Annotated in this window: 18 protein-coding genes; 7 read left to right on the top strand and 11 right to left on the bottom strand. The window is 75.3% G+C overall.

The window, feature by feature from the left end; translation table 11 throughout:
• The coding region (locus ACI79V_RS23760; protein WP_456893318.1) for an MFS transporter at nt 1–343 on the bottom strand (343 nt) is incomplete at its 3' end.
• Nucleotides 340–834: a MarR family winged helix-turn-helix transcriptional regulator gene (locus tag ACI79V_RS23765; protein ID WP_456893320.1), complete on the bottom strand. Its 495-nt coding sequence runs from the start codon at nt 832–834 to the stop codon at nt 340–342. The genes ACI79V_RS23765 and ACI79V_RS23760, both read right to left, overlap by 4 nt.
• Nucleotides 835–1,144: 310 nt before the next feature.
• Here ACI79V_RS23765 and hrpA point away from each other — a divergent pair, with 310 nt between their 5' ends.
• Complete coding sequence (gene hrpA / locus ACI79V_RS23770; protein ID WP_456893322.1) at nt 1,145–5,092, top strand: ATP-dependent RNA helicase HrpA; 3,948 nt, start codon at nt 1,145–1,147, stop codon at nt 5,090–5,092.
• Between the two features lie 14 nt (nt 5,093–5,106).
• Here the strand turns inward: hrpA and ACI79V_RS23775 are convergent, their stop codons facing one another.
• On the bottom strand, nt 5,107–5,514 hold the full coding sequence (locus ACI79V_RS23775; RefSeq protein ID WP_456893324.1) for a hypothetical protein: 408 nt from the start codon (nt 5,512–5,514) through the stop codon (nt 5,107–5,109).
• 211 nt (nt 5,515–5,725) lie between these two features.
• Here ACI79V_RS23775 and ACI79V_RS23780 point away from each other — a divergent pair, with 211 nt between their 5' ends.
• The 3 genes from ACI79V_RS23780 (at nt 5,726) to ACI79V_RS23790 (ending at nt 7,371) form a co-directional block, all read left to right on the top strand.
• Nucleotides 5,726–6,115: an ATP-binding protein gene (locus ACI79V_RS23780; protein ID WP_456893326.1), complete on the top strand. Its 390-nt coding sequence runs from the start codon at nt 5,726–5,728 to the stop codon at nt 6,113–6,115.
• Nucleotides 6,116–6,194: 79 nt separating this feature from the next.
• Nucleotides 6,195–6,365, top strand: a complete 171-nt coding sequence (locus ACI79V_RS23785; RefSeq protein ID WP_456873856.1) for a hypothetical protein — start codon at nt 6,195–6,197, stop codon at nt 6,363–6,365.
• A gap of 94 nt (nt 6,366–6,459) precedes the next feature.
• Nucleotides 6,460–7,371: an NAD-dependent epimerase/dehydratase family protein gene (locus ACI79V_RS23790; RefSeq protein WP_456893328.1), complete on the top strand. Its 912-nt coding sequence runs from the start codon at nt 6,460–6,462 to the stop codon at nt 7,369–7,371.
• Between the two features lie 36 nt (nt 7,372–7,407).
• Here ACI79V_RS23790 and ACI79V_RS23795 read toward each other — a convergent pair whose 3' ends face one another.
• Complete coding sequence (locus ACI79V_RS23795) at nt 7,408–8,721, bottom strand: sulfate adenylyltransferase subunit 1 (RefSeq protein ID WP_456893330.1); 1,314 nt, start codon at nt 8,719–8,721, stop codon at nt 7,408–7,410.
• 100 nt (nt 8,722–8,821) lie between these two features.
• Here ACI79V_RS23795 and ACI79V_RS23800 point away from each other — a divergent pair, with 100 nt between their 5' ends.
• Nucleotides 8,822–9,037 carry a hypothetical protein gene (locus ACI79V_RS23800; RefSeq protein ID WP_456893332.1) on the top strand — a complete coding sequence of 72 codons (216 nt, stop codon included), beginning with the start codon at nt 8,822–8,824 and terminating at the stop codon, nt 9,035–9,037.
• 24 nt (nt 9,038–9,061) lie between these two features.
• Here the strand turns inward: ACI79V_RS23800 and cysD are convergent, their stop codons facing one another.
• From cysD to ACI79V_RS23830, 6 genes are all read right to left on the bottom strand, one after another.
• Nucleotides 9,062–9,967, bottom strand: a complete 906-nt coding sequence (gene cysD / locus ACI79V_RS23805) for a sulfate adenylyltransferase subunit CysD (protein ID WP_456893348.1) — start codon at nt 9,965–9,967, stop codon at nt 9,062–9,064.
• 29 nt (nt 9,968–9,996) lie between these two features.
• A complete protein-coding gene (locus ACI79V_RS23810; protein WP_456893334.1) occupies nt 9,997–10,722 on the bottom strand; it encodes an inositol monophosphatase family protein in 726 nt (241 codons plus the stop codon).
• Nucleotides 10,719–11,438 carry a PaaI family thioesterase gene (locus ACI79V_RS23815; protein ID WP_456893336.1) on the bottom strand — a complete coding sequence of 240 codons (720 nt, stop codon included), beginning with the start codon at nt 11,436–11,438 and terminating at the stop codon, nt 10,719–10,721. Before ACI79V_RS23815 ends, ACI79V_RS23810 begins: the two co-directional genes overlap by 4 nt.
• The gene (locus tag ACI79V_RS23820; RefSeq protein WP_456893338.1) at nt 11,428–13,020 is read right to left on the bottom strand and encodes an ATP-binding protein; all 1,593 of its coding nucleotides are present in this window, start codon (nt 13,018–13,020) and stop codon (nt 11,428–11,430) included. The genes ACI79V_RS23815 and ACI79V_RS23820 overlap by 11 nt, the downstream gene beginning before the upstream one ends.
• Nucleotides 13,021–13,052: 32 nt before the next feature.
• Nucleotides 13,053–13,781 carry a response regulator transcription factor gene (locus ACI79V_RS23825; protein WP_456893340.1) on the bottom strand — a complete coding sequence of 243 codons (729 nt, stop codon included), beginning with the start codon at nt 13,779–13,781 and terminating at the stop codon, nt 13,053–13,055.
• A gap of 126 nt (nt 13,782–13,907) precedes the next feature.
• Complete coding sequence (locus ACI79V_RS23830; RefSeq protein ID WP_456893342.1) at nt 13,908–14,684, bottom strand: siderophore-interacting protein; 777 nt, start codon at nt 14,682–14,684, stop codon at nt 13,908–13,910.
• 335 nt (nt 14,685–15,019) lie between these two features.
• On the opposite strand from ACI79V_RS23830, the gene ACI79V_RS23835 reads away from it, so the two are divergent.
• On the top strand, nt 15,020–15,229 hold the full coding sequence (locus tag ACI79V_RS23835) for a DUF2945 domain-containing protein (protein ID WP_456893344.1): 210 nt from the start codon (nt 15,020–15,022) through the stop codon (nt 15,227–15,229).
• Nucleotides 15,230–15,254: 25 nt separating this feature from the next.
• A complete protein-coding gene (locus tag ACI79V_RS23840; RefSeq protein WP_456878078.1) occupies nt 15,255–15,686 on the top strand; it encodes a DUF2795 domain-containing protein in 432 nt (143 codons plus the stop codon).
• A gap of 22 nt (nt 15,687–15,708) precedes the next feature.
• Here the strand turns inward: ACI79V_RS23840 and ACI79V_RS23845 are convergent.
• Nucleotides 15,709–16,554, bottom strand: an 846-nt coding sequence (locus tag ACI79V_RS23845; RefSeq protein ID WP_456893346.1) for a hypothetical protein, incomplete at its 5' end; no start/stop codon positions are given.

The raw sequence follows: 16,554 nt of genomic DNA on the forward strand, positions 1-16,554 counted from the left end.
GCACCGAGCCGAGCACGAACACCGCGATGGCGAACAGGTAGAACGGCCGCCGGCCGTAGATGTCGGAGAGCTTGCCGTACAGCGGCGTGGCGATCGTCGAGGTGATGAGGAACGCCGTCGTCGCCCATGCCTGCAGGTCGTAGCCCTGCAGGTCGTCGGCGATGGTCCGGATGGCGGTCGACACCACGGTCTGGTCGAGGGCGGCGAGGAACATCGCCACCATCAGGCCGGCCACGATCGTGAGGATCTGCCGGTGGGTGAAGGCACCGGAGGAGTCCGGCGCGGCGGCCGCGGCGCGGCTGCCGCTGCGCCCGCCGGCGGGGCGGGCGGTGGTCTGGCTCATGGGTTCTCTCTCGGGACGGGAGGCGCGGAGGGGGAGCGGGGATCGGACGGCAGCGCTGCCGTGAGGTCGTCGAGCAGGCGCCCGAACAGCCCGGTGAGGGCGGTGAGGTCGGCATCGGACCAACCGGTGAGGACGGCGCCGAGGTGGGCGGCGCGCTCCTCGGCGAGCCGCTCGACGGCGGCCCGGCCGGCATCGGTGACGACCAGCCGGGAGGCGCGGCCGTCGGTCTCGTCGGCCACCCGCTGGACCAGTCCGTGCTCGACGAGCGCGGCGACGTGCCGGCTGACCGTCGAGGGGTCGGCGTGCACGACCTCGGCCAGGGTGCTCTGGCGGAGGGGGCCCAGGCGGGTCAGGGGGAACAGCAGCACGAGCGCGGCGCGCTCCCGCCCCTCGGCGGTGGCCGGGAGGCTCTTGAACGCGTGCACCAGCCGCACGAAGCGCGGCATCTGCTCCGACAGCCGGCGGACCTCGGCCGCCCGCGTGCCCGACACGGCAGTGCGCCCGGTCGCGGAGGGTGCGGACGAGGACACGGGGACTCCAGACAGGGAGGAGGGGATGTACGTGCAACCTACAAGACGTTGCACGTTACAAGCAACTAGTTGCGTGGTACATGCGACGTGATCTGGGCGACGAACTGCACCCGCGAGTGCCGGTACCCCGCGCGAGGGCGACGGAACAGCCGCCCGCCGGCCGGCGTTGTCCTCCCCGGCCCCGGACGCCGGACGGCGCGGGCCTCCCCGATGCGATCCTGGGAGCGGAGCAGTCCGCTCCCCGCCCCCTGGAAGAAGGCCGAGCACCGCCGTGACCGCGACCCTCCCGGACCTCCGGTCCCGGCTGGCCGCGCTGACCCTCGAGGACGAGCACCGCATCGGCCGCCGTCTGGAGGGCACGCGCCGCATCCGCGACGAGGCGGCACGGGCGCGGGCGCTGGAGAGCATCGCCGCCGACGTCGCCGCCGCGGAGGAGCGCATCGCCCGCCGGCGGGCCGCCGTCCCGGCGGTCACCTATCCCGAGGGCCTGCCGGTCAGCGCCCGTCGCGACGACATCGCCGCCGCGCTGCGCGAGCACCAGGTGGTCGTCGTCGCCGGCGAGACCGGCTCGGGCAAGACCACCCAGCTGCCCAAGATCGCCCTGGAGCTCGGCCGCGGGGTGCGCGGCCGGATCGGGCACACCCAGCCCCGGCGGATCGCCGCGCGCACGGTGGCCGAGCGCATCGCCGAGGAGCTCGACACCCCGCTGGGCGGCGCGGTCGGCTGGAAGGTGCGCTTCACCGACCAGGTCGGCGACGGCACCCTGGTCAAGCTCATGACCGACGGCGTCCTGCTGGCCGAGATCGCGCGCGACCGGATGCTGCGCCAGTACGACACGATCGTCGTCGACGAGGCGCACGAGCGGAGCCTCACCATCGACTTCCTGCTGGGCTACCTGGCCCAGCTGCTGCCCCGGCGTCCCGACCTCAAGGTCGTCATCACCTCGGCCACCATCGACGTCGACCGGATCGCCAGGCACTTCGCGGTCGACGGCGCTGAGGTGCCCGTCGTCGAGGTCAGCGGCCGCACCTACCCGGTCGAGATCCGCTACCGGCCGGTGGTGGACCCCGACGACCCGGACGCCGACCCCGACCGCGACCAGGTCACCGCCATCGGCGATGCCGTCGAGGAGCTGGCGGCCGAGGGCCCCGGGGACGTGCTCGTCTTCCTCGCGGGTGAGCGCGAGATCCGCGACGCCGCGGACGGCCTCACCGAGCGCTTCCCGGGGGTCGAGGTGCTGCCGCTCTACTCGCGGCTGTCGGCCGCCGACCAGCACCGGGTCTTCCAGCCGCACACCGGGCGGCGGATCGTGCTGGCCACCAACGTCGCCGAGACGTCGCTGACCGTGCCCGGCATCCGCTACGTCGTCGACCCCGGGACCGCCCGCATCTCGCGGTACAGCGCGCGGACCAAGGTGCAGCGGCTGCCCATCGAGCCGATCAGCCAGGCCTCGGCGCGGCAGCGCTCGGGCCGCTGCGGCCGCGTGGCCGAGGGCGTCGCCATCCGGCTCTACACCGAGGAGGACTTCGAAAGCCGGCCGGAGTACACCGACCCGGAGATCCTGCGCACCAGCCTGGCCTCGGTCCTGCTGCAGATGGCCGCCCTCGACCTCGGCGCGGTCGAGGACTTCCCGTTCGTCGACCCGCCCGACCGCCGCGCCGTCGCCGACGGCCGGGCCCTGCTCGAGGAGCTCGGCGCGCTCGACGAGCGGGGCCGGCTCACCCCCACCGGCCGGGCGCTGGCACAGCTGCCGCTGGACCCCCGGCTGGGCCGCATGGTGGTCGAGGCCGACCGCCGCGGCGTGCTGGAGGAGGTCCTGGTCATCGCCGCGGGCCTGACCATCCAGGACCCCCGCGAGCGCCCGGCCGAGCACCAGCAGGCCGCCGACCAGGCGCACGCCCGCTTCGCCGACGAGCACTCCGACTTCCTCACCCTGCTCAACCTGTGGCGCCACCTGACCGAGCAGCAGGACGCGCTGTCGGGCAGCCAGTTCCGCCGCACGGTCAAGCGCGAGTTCCTGCACTACCTGCGCATCCGCGAGTGGCAGGACCTGCACGGCCAGCTGCGCAGCACCGCCCGGCGGCTCGGCATGACCGTCGGTGACCTCGCCGCCGAGCCCGACGAGCGCGGCGTGCACACCGCCCTGCTGGCCGGACTGCTGTCGCAGGTGGGCCTGCAGCTCGAGGACACCCGGAGGAAGGACGGCGACCGGCGGCGCGGTGGTCGCGAGTACCTGGGCGCCCGCGGGGCCCGGTTCGTCATCGCCCCCGGCACGCCGCTGGCCAGGAAGCCCCCGCGCTGGGTCGTCGCCGCCGAGCTCGTGGAGACCAGCCGGCTGTTCGCCCGCACCGTCGCCCGCGTCGACCCCGACGACGTCGAGCGGCTGGCGGCCCACGTGGTGAAGCGGGAGCACTCCGAGCCCCGGTGGGACGCGAAGCGGGGCTCGGTCGTGGCCAGTGAGCGGGTCACCCTCTACGGCATCCCGCTCGTCGTGGGCCGCCGCGTGCAGTACGGCTCGATCGACCCGGTCGTGTCCCGGGAGCTGTTCATCCGGCACGCGCTCGTACAGGGCGAGTGGACGACGCACCACCGCTTCTGGACCGACAACCAGCGCGCGATCGAGCGGGTCGCCGAGCTCGAGGAGCGGGCCCGCCGCCGCGACATCCGGGTCGACGACGAGACGCTGTTCGAGCTCTACGACGCCCGGATCCCGGCCGACGTCGTCTCCACCCGGCACTTCGACCGCTGGTGGAAGCAGGCGCGCCGGGAGACGCCGGACCTGCTCACCTTCACGCCGGAGGTGCTCACCAACGCGGCCGCGGCCGGGCAGGTCCGCGTCGAGGACTTCCCCGACGAGGTGCCGCTGACGCAGGGGCTGACCCTCCCGCTGTCCTACGCCTTCGCCCCCGGCGCGCCGGAGGACGGGGTGACCGTCGACGTGCCGCTCGCGGTGCTCGACACCGTGGCCGAGCGGACGTCGGGGGAGTCGCTGGCCTTCACCGTCCCCGGCCTGCGCGAGGAGCTGGTGACGGCGCTGCTGCGGACGCTGCCCAAGCAGCTGCGCCGCGCCCTGGTGCCGATCCCCGACCGGGTCCGCGAGGTGCTGCCGCGCATCGCCCCGGCCGAGCCGCTGCTGCCGGCGCTGGAGCGCGAGCTGCGGCGGACGGCGGGCGTCGTCGTCCCGCCGGACGCCTGGCAGCCCGCACAGGTGCCCGACCACCTGCGGGCGACGTTCCGCGTCCTCGACGACCGGCAGCGGCCCCTGGCCACCGGCAAGGACCTGCAGGCCCTCCGCCGCGAGGTCGCCCCCGCCAGCCGGGCCAGCCTGGCCCGGGCGGCCTCGGACCTCGAGCGCACCGGGCTGACGGCGTGGACGATCGGGGAGCTGCCGCGCACCGTCGAGGTGGTCCGCGGCGGGCACGCGGTCACCGCCTACCCGGCGCTGGTCGACGAGGGCGCCACGGTCGGCGTCCGGGTCGTGTCCACCGAGGCCGAGGCCACCCGCCTGACCTGGCGCGGCGCGCGACGGCTGCTGGTGCTGGTGGCCGGCTCGCCCGCGCGGCAGGTGGTCAAGGGCCTGTCGCCCCGGACGCGGCTGGCCCTGCAGTTCAACCCCGACGGCGAGATCCCGGCCCTGGTCGACGACTGCGTCGACGCCGCCGCCGACGAGCTGGTCGCCGCCGCCGGCGGGCCGCCGCGCGACGAGGCCGCCTTCACCGCGCTGGTGACCACGGCCCGGCAGCAGCTGCTGCCGCTGACCCAGGACGCCGTCCGGCGGGTGGAGGCGGTGCTCACCCAGGCCCGCGAGGTCGCCGTCGCGATCGGCGCGGCCCCGGGACGGCGGGTGCCCGAGGCGGCTGTCGCCGACCTGCGCCGTCAGATGGCCGGGCTGCTGCACCGCGGCTTCGTGGCCGACGCCGGCCGCCGGCGCCTGCCCGACCTCGTGCGCTACCTGCGGGCGATGGCCCACCGGCTGGAGAAGCTGCCGGCCAACGCGGCGCGCGACGCGCTGTGGACGGAGCAGGTCGCGGCGGTCACCGCCGAGTACGAGCAGCTGCGCCGGGAGGTGTCCCCGACGGGGGCGCCGGACGACCCGGTCGCGCGGATCCGCTGGATGGTCGAGGAGCTGCGGGTCGGGCTGTTCGCCCAGCAGATCGGCACGCCGCGCCCGGTGTCGGAGCAGCGCCTCTACAAGGCCATCGACGCGCTCACGGCCTGAGGGAGGCCTCGGGGTCAGTCCTGCGCGCGGTCGCCGTCGCGCAGCAGGGCGGAGACGCGCTGCCGCGTCACGCCGTACAGGGCGGCGATCCGGTTGATGCTCACCCGCTCGGCCTGCAGCGCGCGGGCCTGCGCCCGGCGCCAGGCCGACCCGGCGCCGGCCAGCCCGGAGAGCACCGTGCTGATGCGCTCCACGACCAGCGGGCGGGACTCGGCGGTGACGATGTCCAGCCACGCCCGGCCGGCCCGGCGCTCGGCGAGCAACAGCTCCGCGCGCGCCCGCGCGTCCTGCAGCTCGGCGGCGCAGCGGTCGATCTCGCGCACCAGGTCCTCGAGTGCCAGCAGGGCGTCGTCGTCCCGTGGCGTGCTGTCGACCACGGCATCGTCCGGCGCGGCCGGCGTCGTCTGCGGTCCTGCCGTCACGGGGGTCCTCCTCCGTCCTCGCCGACGCTCCGTCGCGCCGCTCGGTTGCACACTACCGTGTTGAACGGGTGTTGCGTGCAACGGCTGTGACATGCAACTGCCATTCCGTGCAACGGGCGTTGCGTACCGGTCGCCGACCTGTCAGGCTGGCCGCCAGTTCGATGGTGCACAACCGATGAGGCGCCCCGGTGCCGGAACCAGGGAGGCCTCGATGTCCACGCTCACCGCCCGGGTCGACCTACCGCCCTCGGCGCGCAGCGTCCCGGTGGCCCGTCACCTGGCCCGGGAGGTCCTCCTGGCCTGGCGCGCGCCGCAGGACACCGGGGACGTCGAACTCCTCGTCACCGAGGTGGTCGCCAACGTCGTCGACCACGTCGGCGGGGAGAGCGTGCTGTCCCTGGAGCTGGAGTACTCCGACGGCTGGCTGCGCGTCGCCGTGGCCGACGGCAGCTCGGTGCGCCCGGTGGTCGGAGAGCTGCGCGGTGACCAGCCCCGGGGGCGGGGGATGCAGATCGTCGACGCGATCGCCGACGACTGGGGCGTGGAGGACGTGGACGGCGGCAAGCGGGTGTGGTTCTCGGTGCGGTCGCACGGCGGCTGAGGCCGGGCGCGCGCGTTTGTCGCCGGTCCCTCCCGGGGAGGGCTGGGGGCGACCGAAGCCGCCAGACGGAGGAGACGCGATGAGCGAGCCCAGCCACACCGAGGCCGCCGGCGAGGGCCTGTCCGACGAGGAGATGGTGCAGACCGTCGCCGACCAGACCGACAGCGCCTCGGGGCACGCCTACAAGGCCGGCAAGGACTGGGACGGCGACCCCAGCCAGGCGCCGGCGCCCCCGGACCCCGAGTCCTGACGAGCCGACCGGCCGTCCCGCCGCCTGGCTCGTGCCGGGCGGCGGACGACCTCCTGCCACGGGGCGCCGTGACGACGCCCCGGATCGGAGAGCCATGACCAGCGCGTCCGACCGTGCGGAGCCCGGCGGGAGCCGGCACGTGCTGGTCACCGGGGGGAGCGGCAAGCTCGGCCGCGCCGTCGTCGACCTGCTCGTGCGGCGCGGCCGCCGGGTGTCGGTCGTGGACCTCGTGCACCCCGGCCGGGCCGACGTCGCCTGGACACAGGCCGACCTCACCGACTACGGCCAGGCCGTCGGGGCGCTGACCGGCGTCGACGACCGGTGGCCGGCCCCGGACGCCGTCGTCCACCTGGCCGCGCTGCCGGCCCCGGGCCTGCGGCCCGACGCGACGCTGTTCGCCGCGAACGTGACGACGACGTACAACGTCTTCGCCGCCGCCCGGGTGGCCGGGATCGACACGGTGGTGTGGGCCTCCAGCGAGACGGTGCTGGGGCTGCCCTTCGACACCCCGCCGCCCTACCTGCCGCTCGACGAGGACTGCGGGCCGACGCCGAACTCGTCCTACTCGCTGTCGAAGACGCTGGAGGAGGAGATGGCGCGGCAGTTCGCCCGGTGGCGGCCGGAGCTGTCGATCACCGGACTGCGCTTCTCCAACGTGATGGAGCCGGCCGACTACGCGGCCTTCCCCTCCTTCGACGCCGACGCGGCGCTGCGGCGGTGGAACGCGTGGTCCTACATCGACGCGCGCGACGGTGCCGCCGCGGTCCTGGCCGCGCTCGACCACCGCGGCCCCGGAGCGGAGGTCTTCGTCATCGCCAACGCCGACACGGTGATGAGCCGGCCCAGCGCGGAGCTGGCTTCCGAGCAGTTCCCCGGCGTCCCGGTGCGCGGACCGCTGGGGCGGCACCAGGCGCTGATGAGCAGCGAGCGGGCCCGCCGTGCCCTCGGGTGGACGCCCGAGCACAGCTGGCGCGACGAGGTGGACGGCTCCCCAGCCGGCACGTGAGGTGCCGGCGCGGCCCCCGTGCAGGGGCCCGCGGTCCTACTGGTGGGGGACGAGCATCCCCGCGCCGACCGTGGCGTTGGTGGCCTCGTCGACGAGGATGAACCGGCCGGTGGCCCGGTTGTGCGTGTAGTCGTCGACGAACAGCGGCTGGGTGGTGCGCAGCCGCACCCGGCCGATGTCGTTGAGGCCGAGCTCGCCGGCCTCCTCCTCGTGGTCGAGGGTGTTGACGTCGAGCCGGTGGACGATCTCCTTGACCATCGCCCGCACGCTGCGGGTGGTGTGCTTGACGGCCAGCCGCTGCCGCGGCCGCAGCGGCTCGTCGGCCATCCAGCAGACCAGCGCGTCGAGGTCCTGGGTCACCTCGGGCCCGCCCCCCGGTCCGCACAGCAGGTCGCCGCGGGAGACGTCGAGGTCGTCGGCGAGCCGCACGGTGACCGCCATGGGCGGGTGTGCGGCGTCCACCGGGCCGCGGGGGCCGTCGATGGCGGCGATCGTCGTCGTCCGGCCGCCGGGCAGCACCTGCACCTCGTCGCCGGGGCGCAGCACCCCGCTGGCCACGGTGCCGGCGTAGCCGCGGTAGTCGTGGAAGGCGTCCGACTGCGGCCGGATCACGTACTGGACGGGGAAGCGGACGTCGGTGAGGTTGCGGTCACCGGCCACCTCCACCGACTCCAGGTGCTCGAGGAGTGCCGGCCCGTCGTACCAGGGCGCGGCGTCGGACCGGGTGACGACGTTGTCCCCGCGCAGCGCCGAGACGGGGACGACGGTCAGGTCGGGGATGTCGAGCTTGGCCGCGAACGCGCGGAACTCGTCGCGGATGGCCTCGAAGGTCTCCTGCGACCAGCCGGCCAGGTCCATCTTGTTGACGGCGACGACCAGGTGCGGCACCCGCAGCAGCGCGGCGAGGTAGGCGTGCCGCCGGCTCTGCTCCTGGATGCCCTTGCGGACGTCGACCAGCACGATCGCGAGGTCCGCCGTCGAGGCGCCGGTGACCGTGTTGCGGGTGTACTGCACGTGCCCCGGGGTGTCGGCCAGGATGAACGTGCGCCGCGGGGTGCTGAAGTAGCGGTAGGCGACGTCGATGGTGATGCCCTGCTCACGCTCGGCCCGCAGGCCGTCGGTGAGCAGCGCGAGGTCCACGTAGTCGCCGCGGCTGGCCCGCTCGATCGCCGCGTACTGGTCCTCGAACACCGCCTTGCTGTCGAACAGCAGCCGGCCGATCAGCGTGCTCTTGCCGTCGTCGACCGAGCCGGCGGTGGCGATGCGGAGGATGTCCCGGCGCGCCGTCGCGATCTCGGCCGCCTGCTCGGCAGCGGCGGAGTGGACGTCGACGGCGGACTGCTCGGACACGACCCCCATCATCCCCGCCGGCAGCGGACGGCAGCGTCCGGGGCCGTCCTCGGGGACGCTGGTGTGAGCCGGGCCACCGGGCCCGCAGGGAGGAGCGGCGGTGGGCGGGCTCGTGTTCCTCGTTCCGGTGCTGCTGGTCGTCGTGGCCGGGTACTCGGTCGGTTACGTGGTCGCCGAGGCGCTCGGCGTCGGGTCACCGCAGGCGGTGGGCTGGCCGGCTGGGTTCGTGCTGCTGGCCGTCACCGTCGTCGTCCTGCTGCGCCACCGCCGCCGGCGTCGCTCGCGCGCTCGCGGCGGCCCGCCGCACGCTGGGTGAGCGTGGTGAGCGGATGGGGTCCTCCTAGAAGTAGCCCTCCTTCTTCCGGTCCTCCATCGCGGCGTCGCTGACCTTGTCGTCGCCGCGGGTGGCGCCGCGCTCGGTCATGCGGGTCACCGCGATCTCCGCGATGACCTCCTCGACCGTCGTCGCCTCCGAGCGCACGGCCGCGGTGAGGTTGGCGTCGCCCACGGTCCGGTAGCGCACCGTGGCGCGGGACACCCGCTCGCCCTCGCGGGGCCGGACGAACTCGTTGACGGCGTAGAGCATCCCCTGCCGCTCGACGACCTCCCGCTCCCGGGCGAGGTACAGCGACGGGATCTCGATGTGCTCCTGGGCGATGTACTGCCAGATGTCGAGCTCGGTCCAGTTCGACAGCGGGAAGACGCGGATCGACTCGCCGAGGTGGATCCGCCCGTTGTAGAGGTCCCACAGCTCCGGCCGCTGGTTCTTCGGGTCCCACTGGCCGAACTCGTCGCGGAAGGAGAACACCCGCTCCTTGGCGCGGGCCTTGTCCTCGTCGCGGCGGGCGCCGCCGAACAGCGCGGTGAAGCCGTGCTCCTCGACCGCCTCGAGCAGCACCGGCGTCTGGATCCGGTTGCGCGAGCCGTTGGGCTCCTCGCGGACCAGACCACGCGCCATCGCGTCGGGCACGGAGGCGACGACGAGCTCCACGCCGAGCTCGGCCACCCGCTTGTCCCGGAACTCCAGGACGTCGGGGAAGTTCAGCCCGGTGTCGACGTGCATCACCGGGAACGGGATCCGCGCCGGCGCGAACGCCTTGCGGGCCAGCTCGAGCATGACGATCGAGTCCTTGCCGCCGGAGAACAGCAGCACCGGGCGCTCGAGCTCGGCGGCCACCTCGCGGATGACGTGGATGGACTCGGCCTCGAGCGTCTCCAGCTGGGTGAGCCGGTGGTCGGTCGTCATCGTCACCCCGCCAGTGTCCGCCACGCGGGTCAGCCGACCGCGGCCAGGAGGTCGGCAGCCAGCTCCGGGCGGCAGACCAGCAGGTCGGGCAGCGACGGGTCGGGCTCGTTGTAGCGCAGCGGCGACCCGTCGAGCCGGACGGCGGTCAGCCCCGCGGCCAGGGCGACGGCGACCGGGGCGGCGGAGTCCCACTGGTACATGCCCCCGGCGTGCACGTAGGCGTCGACCTCGCCGCGCACCACCGCCGTCGTCTTCCACCCGGCCGAGCCCAGGGGCACCAGCTCGCCGCCGACCGCCGCGGCGGCGGCCCCGGCCTGCGCCGGCGGGCGGGTCCGGCTGACCGCGATCCGCGGCGGCCGCGCGGGCACGGCCGGGAGGTCGGGCGCGGGGTCGGTGACCAGCACCTCGCCGACGGCGGGCAGCGCCACCGCGGCGGCGGTCAGGCGCCCGGACGCCCACAGCGCCACGTGCACCGCGAAGTCGGACCGGTCCGTCTCGCCGTACTCGCGGGTCCCGTCGAGCGGGTCGACGATCCACACCCGTCCCGCCTCCAGCCGGCTGCGGTCGTCGGCGGCCTCCTCGCTGAAGACGACGTCGTCAGGCCGGTGCGCGGCCAGCACCGAGGTGATCGCCGCCTGCGCCGCCGCGTCCCCGGCGTCGCCGAGCTCGCGGCCGGTCAGCCTCCCCGCGCGCAGCTCCACCAGCACGGCGGCCGCCGCCCGGGCCGCGGCGGCGGCGACCTCGACGTCCCTCACCGGTCCCCGTCGGGGGCCGGGGCGGTCGCGTCGGTGGGCCGCTGCGGCGGGGCATGGCGGCCGGAGGCGTCGGTGACCTGCGCGAAGTAGGCCGTCCGCAGCTCCTCCCGTGGCAGCACGAACACCGCCCGCGCCTCGACCAGCGGCCGGCCCGGGTCGTCGGCCGGGGCGATCGAGCCGGTGACGACGGACTTGCGACCGCCGACCTCGGTGACCCGGGCCCGGCAGACGACGGGGGTGTGCAGCGGTACCGGACGACGGTAGTCGAGCTCGAGCCGGGCGGTCATGCCCCACAGGCCCGCGCGGATGGTGGCCGCGCCGAGCACCTGGTCCATGACCAGCCCGCTGACCCCGCCGTGCAGGTAGCCCGGCGGGCCCTCGTAGGCCAGGCCGAAGGAGACCTCGCCGACGACGCCGCCGGGCTCCTCGCGCAGCGCCAGCGGCGGGGCCAGCGCGCTGCCGACACCGGTGACCGGGTTGTAGACCCGCCGGAAGCGCACCGGGTCGTCGAGGGCCGGCAGCTGCGTGGGCGGGCGGGTCGAGGCCCCCAGCCGTCCGGCGGCGGCGCGCACCGCGGCGGCGACCTCGTGCAGCTCGCCGGCCGGGACGGTGGTGCGCACGGAGGCCTCCACGAGCCCGCGCAGCGCGTCCCCCAGGTCGGTGACGGCCGCCATCAGGTCGGGGTCGTACGGGGCGCCCTCGGCGTCAGTGGTCACCCGCGGACGGTACGTCCGCGGGTGCCGGCGCCTGCCTGGGGACCCCGCCCCGGCCGAGGTCGGGGCCCGAGCGGGGCAGCCGGACGGTGAAGACCGAGCCGCGTCCGGGGTCGGTGTCCAGGGACACGTCCCCGCCGTGCGCGGCCACCAGTGCCGCCACGATCGACAGGCCCAGGCCGGTGCCGCCCGCGGCGCGGCTGCGCGAGGCGTCGGCCCGGTAGAAGCGTTCGAACACCCGCGCGGCCACCTCCGGCGCCATGCCCGGGCCCTCGTCGGCCACGCGCAGGACCACCCGGTCGCCGCCGCCGCTGGTGTCCTCGCTGATCGAGACGGTGACCGGCGCCGTCTCCGGCGTGTGCGCCAGCGCGTTGATGACCAGGTTGCCCACGACCTGGCGCAGCCGGGCCTCGTCGCCGAGCACCACCGGCACCTCGGTCATCGCCTCGTCGACGTGCAGCGCGAGCGGCCGGTCGGGCTGCAGCACCCGCCCGTCGTGGACCGCGTCGCCGGCGAGCTCGGCCAGGTCGACCGGGGTGAGCGCCAGCGGCCGCTGCTGGTCCAGCCGGGCCAGCTGCAGCAGGTCCTCGACGAGCACGCCCATGCGCGCGCCCTCGCTCTCGATCCGCTGCATCAGCCGCTCGACCTCCGCGGGGCTGCCGACGGCGCCCTGCCGGTACAGCTCGGCGAACCCGCGGATCGACGTCAGCGGGGTGCGCAGCTCGTGACTGGCGTCGGCGACGAACCGGCGCATCCGCTCCTCGGACGCCCGCGCCTGCTCCTCGGAGGCCTGCTGGGCGCGGAACGAGCTCTCGATGCGGGCGAGCATGCCGTTGAGGGCCTGCGAGAGCCGGCCCACCTCGGTGTGGCCGTCCCCGGCGGGCACCCGCTGGGAGAGGTCGCCGGCGGCGATGGCCTGCGCGGTCCGCTCGACGGCGGCCAGCGGCCGCAGGCTGTGACGCACCAGCCCGTACCCGGCCAGGCCGAGGGCGACGAGCACCACCAGGCCGACGACGACCTCGAGGGCCACCAGCCGGCCGATCACCCGGTCGTCGCGGTCGAGGTCCCCGCCGACGACGACGACCAGCCCGCTGGGCAGCGTCGCGGCGGTCACCCGCCAGAGGGTGTCGCCGTCGACGGAGCGCACCGTGTACGCGGTCGGGCCGCCGGGGCCGCCGCCGGGCCGCCCGTCGCGGTCGGTCCCGGCGGCGATGGCGACCACCTGGGCGGCGTTCAGGTCGGGCAGGGCGTCGTCCGAGGGCGGGCCGGAGATGACGATCGGCGCGGCCTCACCCGGCACCGCGCAGGCCAGGTAGCCGAAGGTGATGACGCGCTGCCGGCCGCCGAGCAGGCAGGAGGCGACGACGTCCTGGGACTCGCGTGCCGTGCGCAGCTGGTTCGCCAGCTGCTCGTCCTGCTGCTCGACCAGGTAGCGCTTGAGCAGGGAGGTCGCCGTCAGGCCGGTGGCGATCAGGGCCACGGTGACCAGCGCCAGCAGCAGCGCCACGATCGTGATCCGCAGCGGGACCCGCGGCAGCCGGAGGCCGCCGCGGGTCGCCGGTGGGGCGCCGGGCGCGGTGTCCACCGCTCCCCGGTCGCTCCCGGGGGGCGCTCCGGTCACGAACCGCGCGGCAGCCGGAGCGTGTAGCCGACTCCGCGGATGGTGTGCAGCAGCCGCGGCTCGGTCGTGTCGATCTTGCGCCGCAGGTAGGAGATGTAGGACTCGACGACGTTGGCCTCGCCGTTGAAGTCGTAGTTCCACACGTGGTCGAGGATCTGCGCCTTCGACAGCACCCGCCCGGCGTTGGCCATGAGGTAGCGCAGCAGCTTGAACTCGGTCGGGGACAGGCTCACGACCTCGCCGGCCTTGACGACCTCGTGCGACTCCTCGTCGAGCTCGATGTCGGCGAAGGACAGCCGGGGGCTCTCGGCCGCCCGCTGCTGGCCGGTGCTGCGGCGCAGCACCGCCCGGATCCGGGCGAGCACCTCGTCGAGGCTGAAGGGCTTGGTGACGTAGTCGTCGCCGCCCAGGGTCAGGCCGGAGACCTTGTCCTCGGCCGCGTCTCGGGCGGTGAGGAACAGCACCGGGGTGTGCCGGCCGGTCTCGCGCAGCCGTCGGACGACCCCGAAGCCGTCGAGCCCCGGCATCATGACGTCGAGGACGAGCAGGTCGGGGCGGAAGGACGCCGCCAGCGCCAGCGCCTGCTGGCCGTCGGAGGCCGTCGCCACCTCGAAGCCGGCGTAGCGCAGGCTCGCCGACAGCAGCTCGCGGATGTTGGGCTCGTCGTCGACCACCAGGAGGCGGGCCTCGGGAGCCGACCCCCGGGCCGTTCGGGTCCCCGTCACGACATCTCCCGTCGGACGCCTGGTCACCGTCGTCATGCTCTCCACGGTGTGCGGCGCTGCTGCGGCCGCCCTGGAGGCTACCTGTGAGGATGCTGGGCGCGGTGCCTCCGGCGTCCCCGCGGTCGCTCAGCCCGCGGGGGCCATCGCGCGGCCGCGTCGCCAGTAGCCGATCGCGTGGTGCTGCGCGCGGGACAGCCCCCAGCGGCCGCGCAGGTCGGCGCGCACCGCCCGCACGGAGGCGGACTCGGCGGCGACCCAGGCGAACAGGTCGTCCCCGGCCGGGCGCTCCAGCGCGGCGACGGCATCGGCCAGCAGCGTGCTCTCCCCGGGCGGGGTGCTCCCCCGGTGCAGCCAGCGCACCTCGATACCCGGCGGCGCGGCGAGCGGTTGCTCCTCCTCCGGGCCGGCCACCTCGAGCAGCGCCGTGCCGACGGTGTCCGGGGCGGCCGCGGCGAGGATGCGGCTGATCGCCGGCAGTGCCGTCTCGTCGCCGGCGAGCAGCAGGGTGCCGGCCGGCCGGTCACCGAGCGGGCCGCCGCCGGCCACGCCCAGCAGCGCTCCCGGGGCCGCGGCGCCGGCCCAGGAGGCGGCGGGGCCGTCGCCGTGCAGGACGAAATCGATCTCCACCTCGCCGCGCTCCGGGTCCTGCCGCCGCGCGGTGTAGCTGCGCAGGCTCACCCCGTGCGCGCCGACGGGCCACACGACCCGGCCGTCGCGGGCGACGGCCGGCCAGCGCGGGGCGGGATCGCCCACCCGGGGGACCAGCAGGTTGACCGTCGGCCCGGCGGCCGCGACGGCGTCCGGGGTGCCGGTGAGGACGACCCGCCGCACCGAGGGAGTGGGGTCGGCGACGGAGACGACGGTGAGGACGTCGACGGTGCGGGGATCGCCGGGCTCGGTCACGCCGGCGAGCGTAGGGACCGGGTGCCGGTGCGGGCCGACCCGGCCGACCCCGGGGGAATGGGGTCGACCGGGCCGGCGATCGAGGACGAAGCCGGATCACTGTGCGTCATCGCTGCTCGACGCTCAGCAGCAGGTTCGCCCGGCGGGGCCCCGTCACCGGCAACGCTACGTGATCGCCGCCGTCCTGGCACTGCCTGATCGGGTGGCGCAGCTGCGCGGTGGGGTGATCTCGGTCGCGGCGCGGGCCGGCCTCCGGCGTGCCGCCGCCCATGTGTGCCCTCCGGACGGGAGGGGCACCGGGGAGGGACCAGTCGACGCCGACGGAGGGCGAGCGCGTGTCCGACGACTTCGAGAAGGGTGACCACGTCACCTGGAACAGCCACGGCAGCAAGGCCGAGGGCACGGTGACGAAGAAGATCACCGAGGAGACCGAGGCCGGCGGCCGGAAGGTGAAGGCGAGCTCCGACGACCCGCAGTACGAGGTCGAGAGCGACAAGAGCAGCAAGACGGCGGTGCACAAGCCGTCCGCGTTGGAGGAGAAGTGAGCCGCAGCAGAAGAGGAGAGACACCGTGAGCGAGACCGACGACCGCTTCGCCGGGGCGTCATCGCGCAGCAACAAGCACAACCCGCGGCTCGACGAGGAGCTCGAGCACGAGATCCAGGGGATGCTCAAGGCCAACCACGCCACGCGTTCCGAGGAGTTCCGCGAGGTCGAGCCGGTGGCCGAGGGCGAGCCGGACATCGACGCCGACCCGGAGGGCACGCTGGTCGGCGGCGTCCCGGTCGGGATGACGGAGGACGCCGTCGTCGCCCGCGCCGAGCTCGCGCGGTGGCTGGTCCGGGCCGACTTCCCGGCCGACGGTCCCGGCCTGGTCGAGGCCGCGCTCGACCACCGCGCGCCCGACGCGGTGGTCGCCGAGCTCGAGCGCCTGCCCGAGGGGCAGACCTTCGAGCGGATCGGCGACGTCGCCCGCGCGCTCGGCTACCCGACCGAGACCTGACCGGCGGGTCCCCCGAGGAGGCTCAGGAGCTCAGCCGCTCCTGGGCCTCCTCGTCGTCGTTCTCCGCGATCTCCTCGGCGCCGCGGCGACGGAACAGCTTGGAGCCGGGGAAGCCCTTCACGACCTGGCGCAGGTCCTGCATGGTGTCGACCAGGTCGTGCACGTCGGTCCCGACGCCCTGCAGCGAGGTCAGGACGGGGATCACCGTCTGGTCCAGGGAGTCGACCAGGGTGGGCAGCCGGTCGAGGAGCGTGACCAGCGCCTCCACCTCGTGCGGCTCGAGGGTCTCGGCGAGCCGGCGCACGCTCGGCGTGAGCCGGGCCAGCGGCTCCTCGTAGCCGGCCAGCAGCGGGTCGATCCGCCCGACGAGGTCCTCGGCCCGCCCGACGGTGTCCCCCGCGCGGTCGGTGGCGGAGTGGGCCGCCTCGACCGCCTCGCCGGCGCGCTGCTGGATCCGCTCGACGGCGGTGATCGCCTCGTCGGCGCGTTGCTGCGTGCGCTGCACGGCGGTGATCGCCTCGTCGGACCGCTGGTGGGTGGACTCGACGGCGGCGATGGCCTGGTCGGCGCGCCGCTGGGTGGACTCGACGGCGGTGATGGCCTGGTCGGCCCGCTGCTGGGTGGTCCCCACGGCGGCGATGGCGTCGTCGGCGCGCTGCTGGGTGCCCTGGACGGCGCTGATCGCGTCGTCGGCGCGCCGCTGGGTGGACTCGACGGCGGCGATGGCCTGGTCGGCCCGCTGCTGGGTGGACTCGACGGCGGTGATGGCCTGGTCGGCCCGCTGCTGGGTGGTCCCCACGGCGGCGATGGCGTCGTCGGCTCGCTGCTGGGTGCCCTGGACGGCGCTGATCGCGTCGTCGGCGCGCCG

The sequence above is a fragment of the Geodermatophilus sp. SYSU D00700 genome (assembly GCF_054050255.1).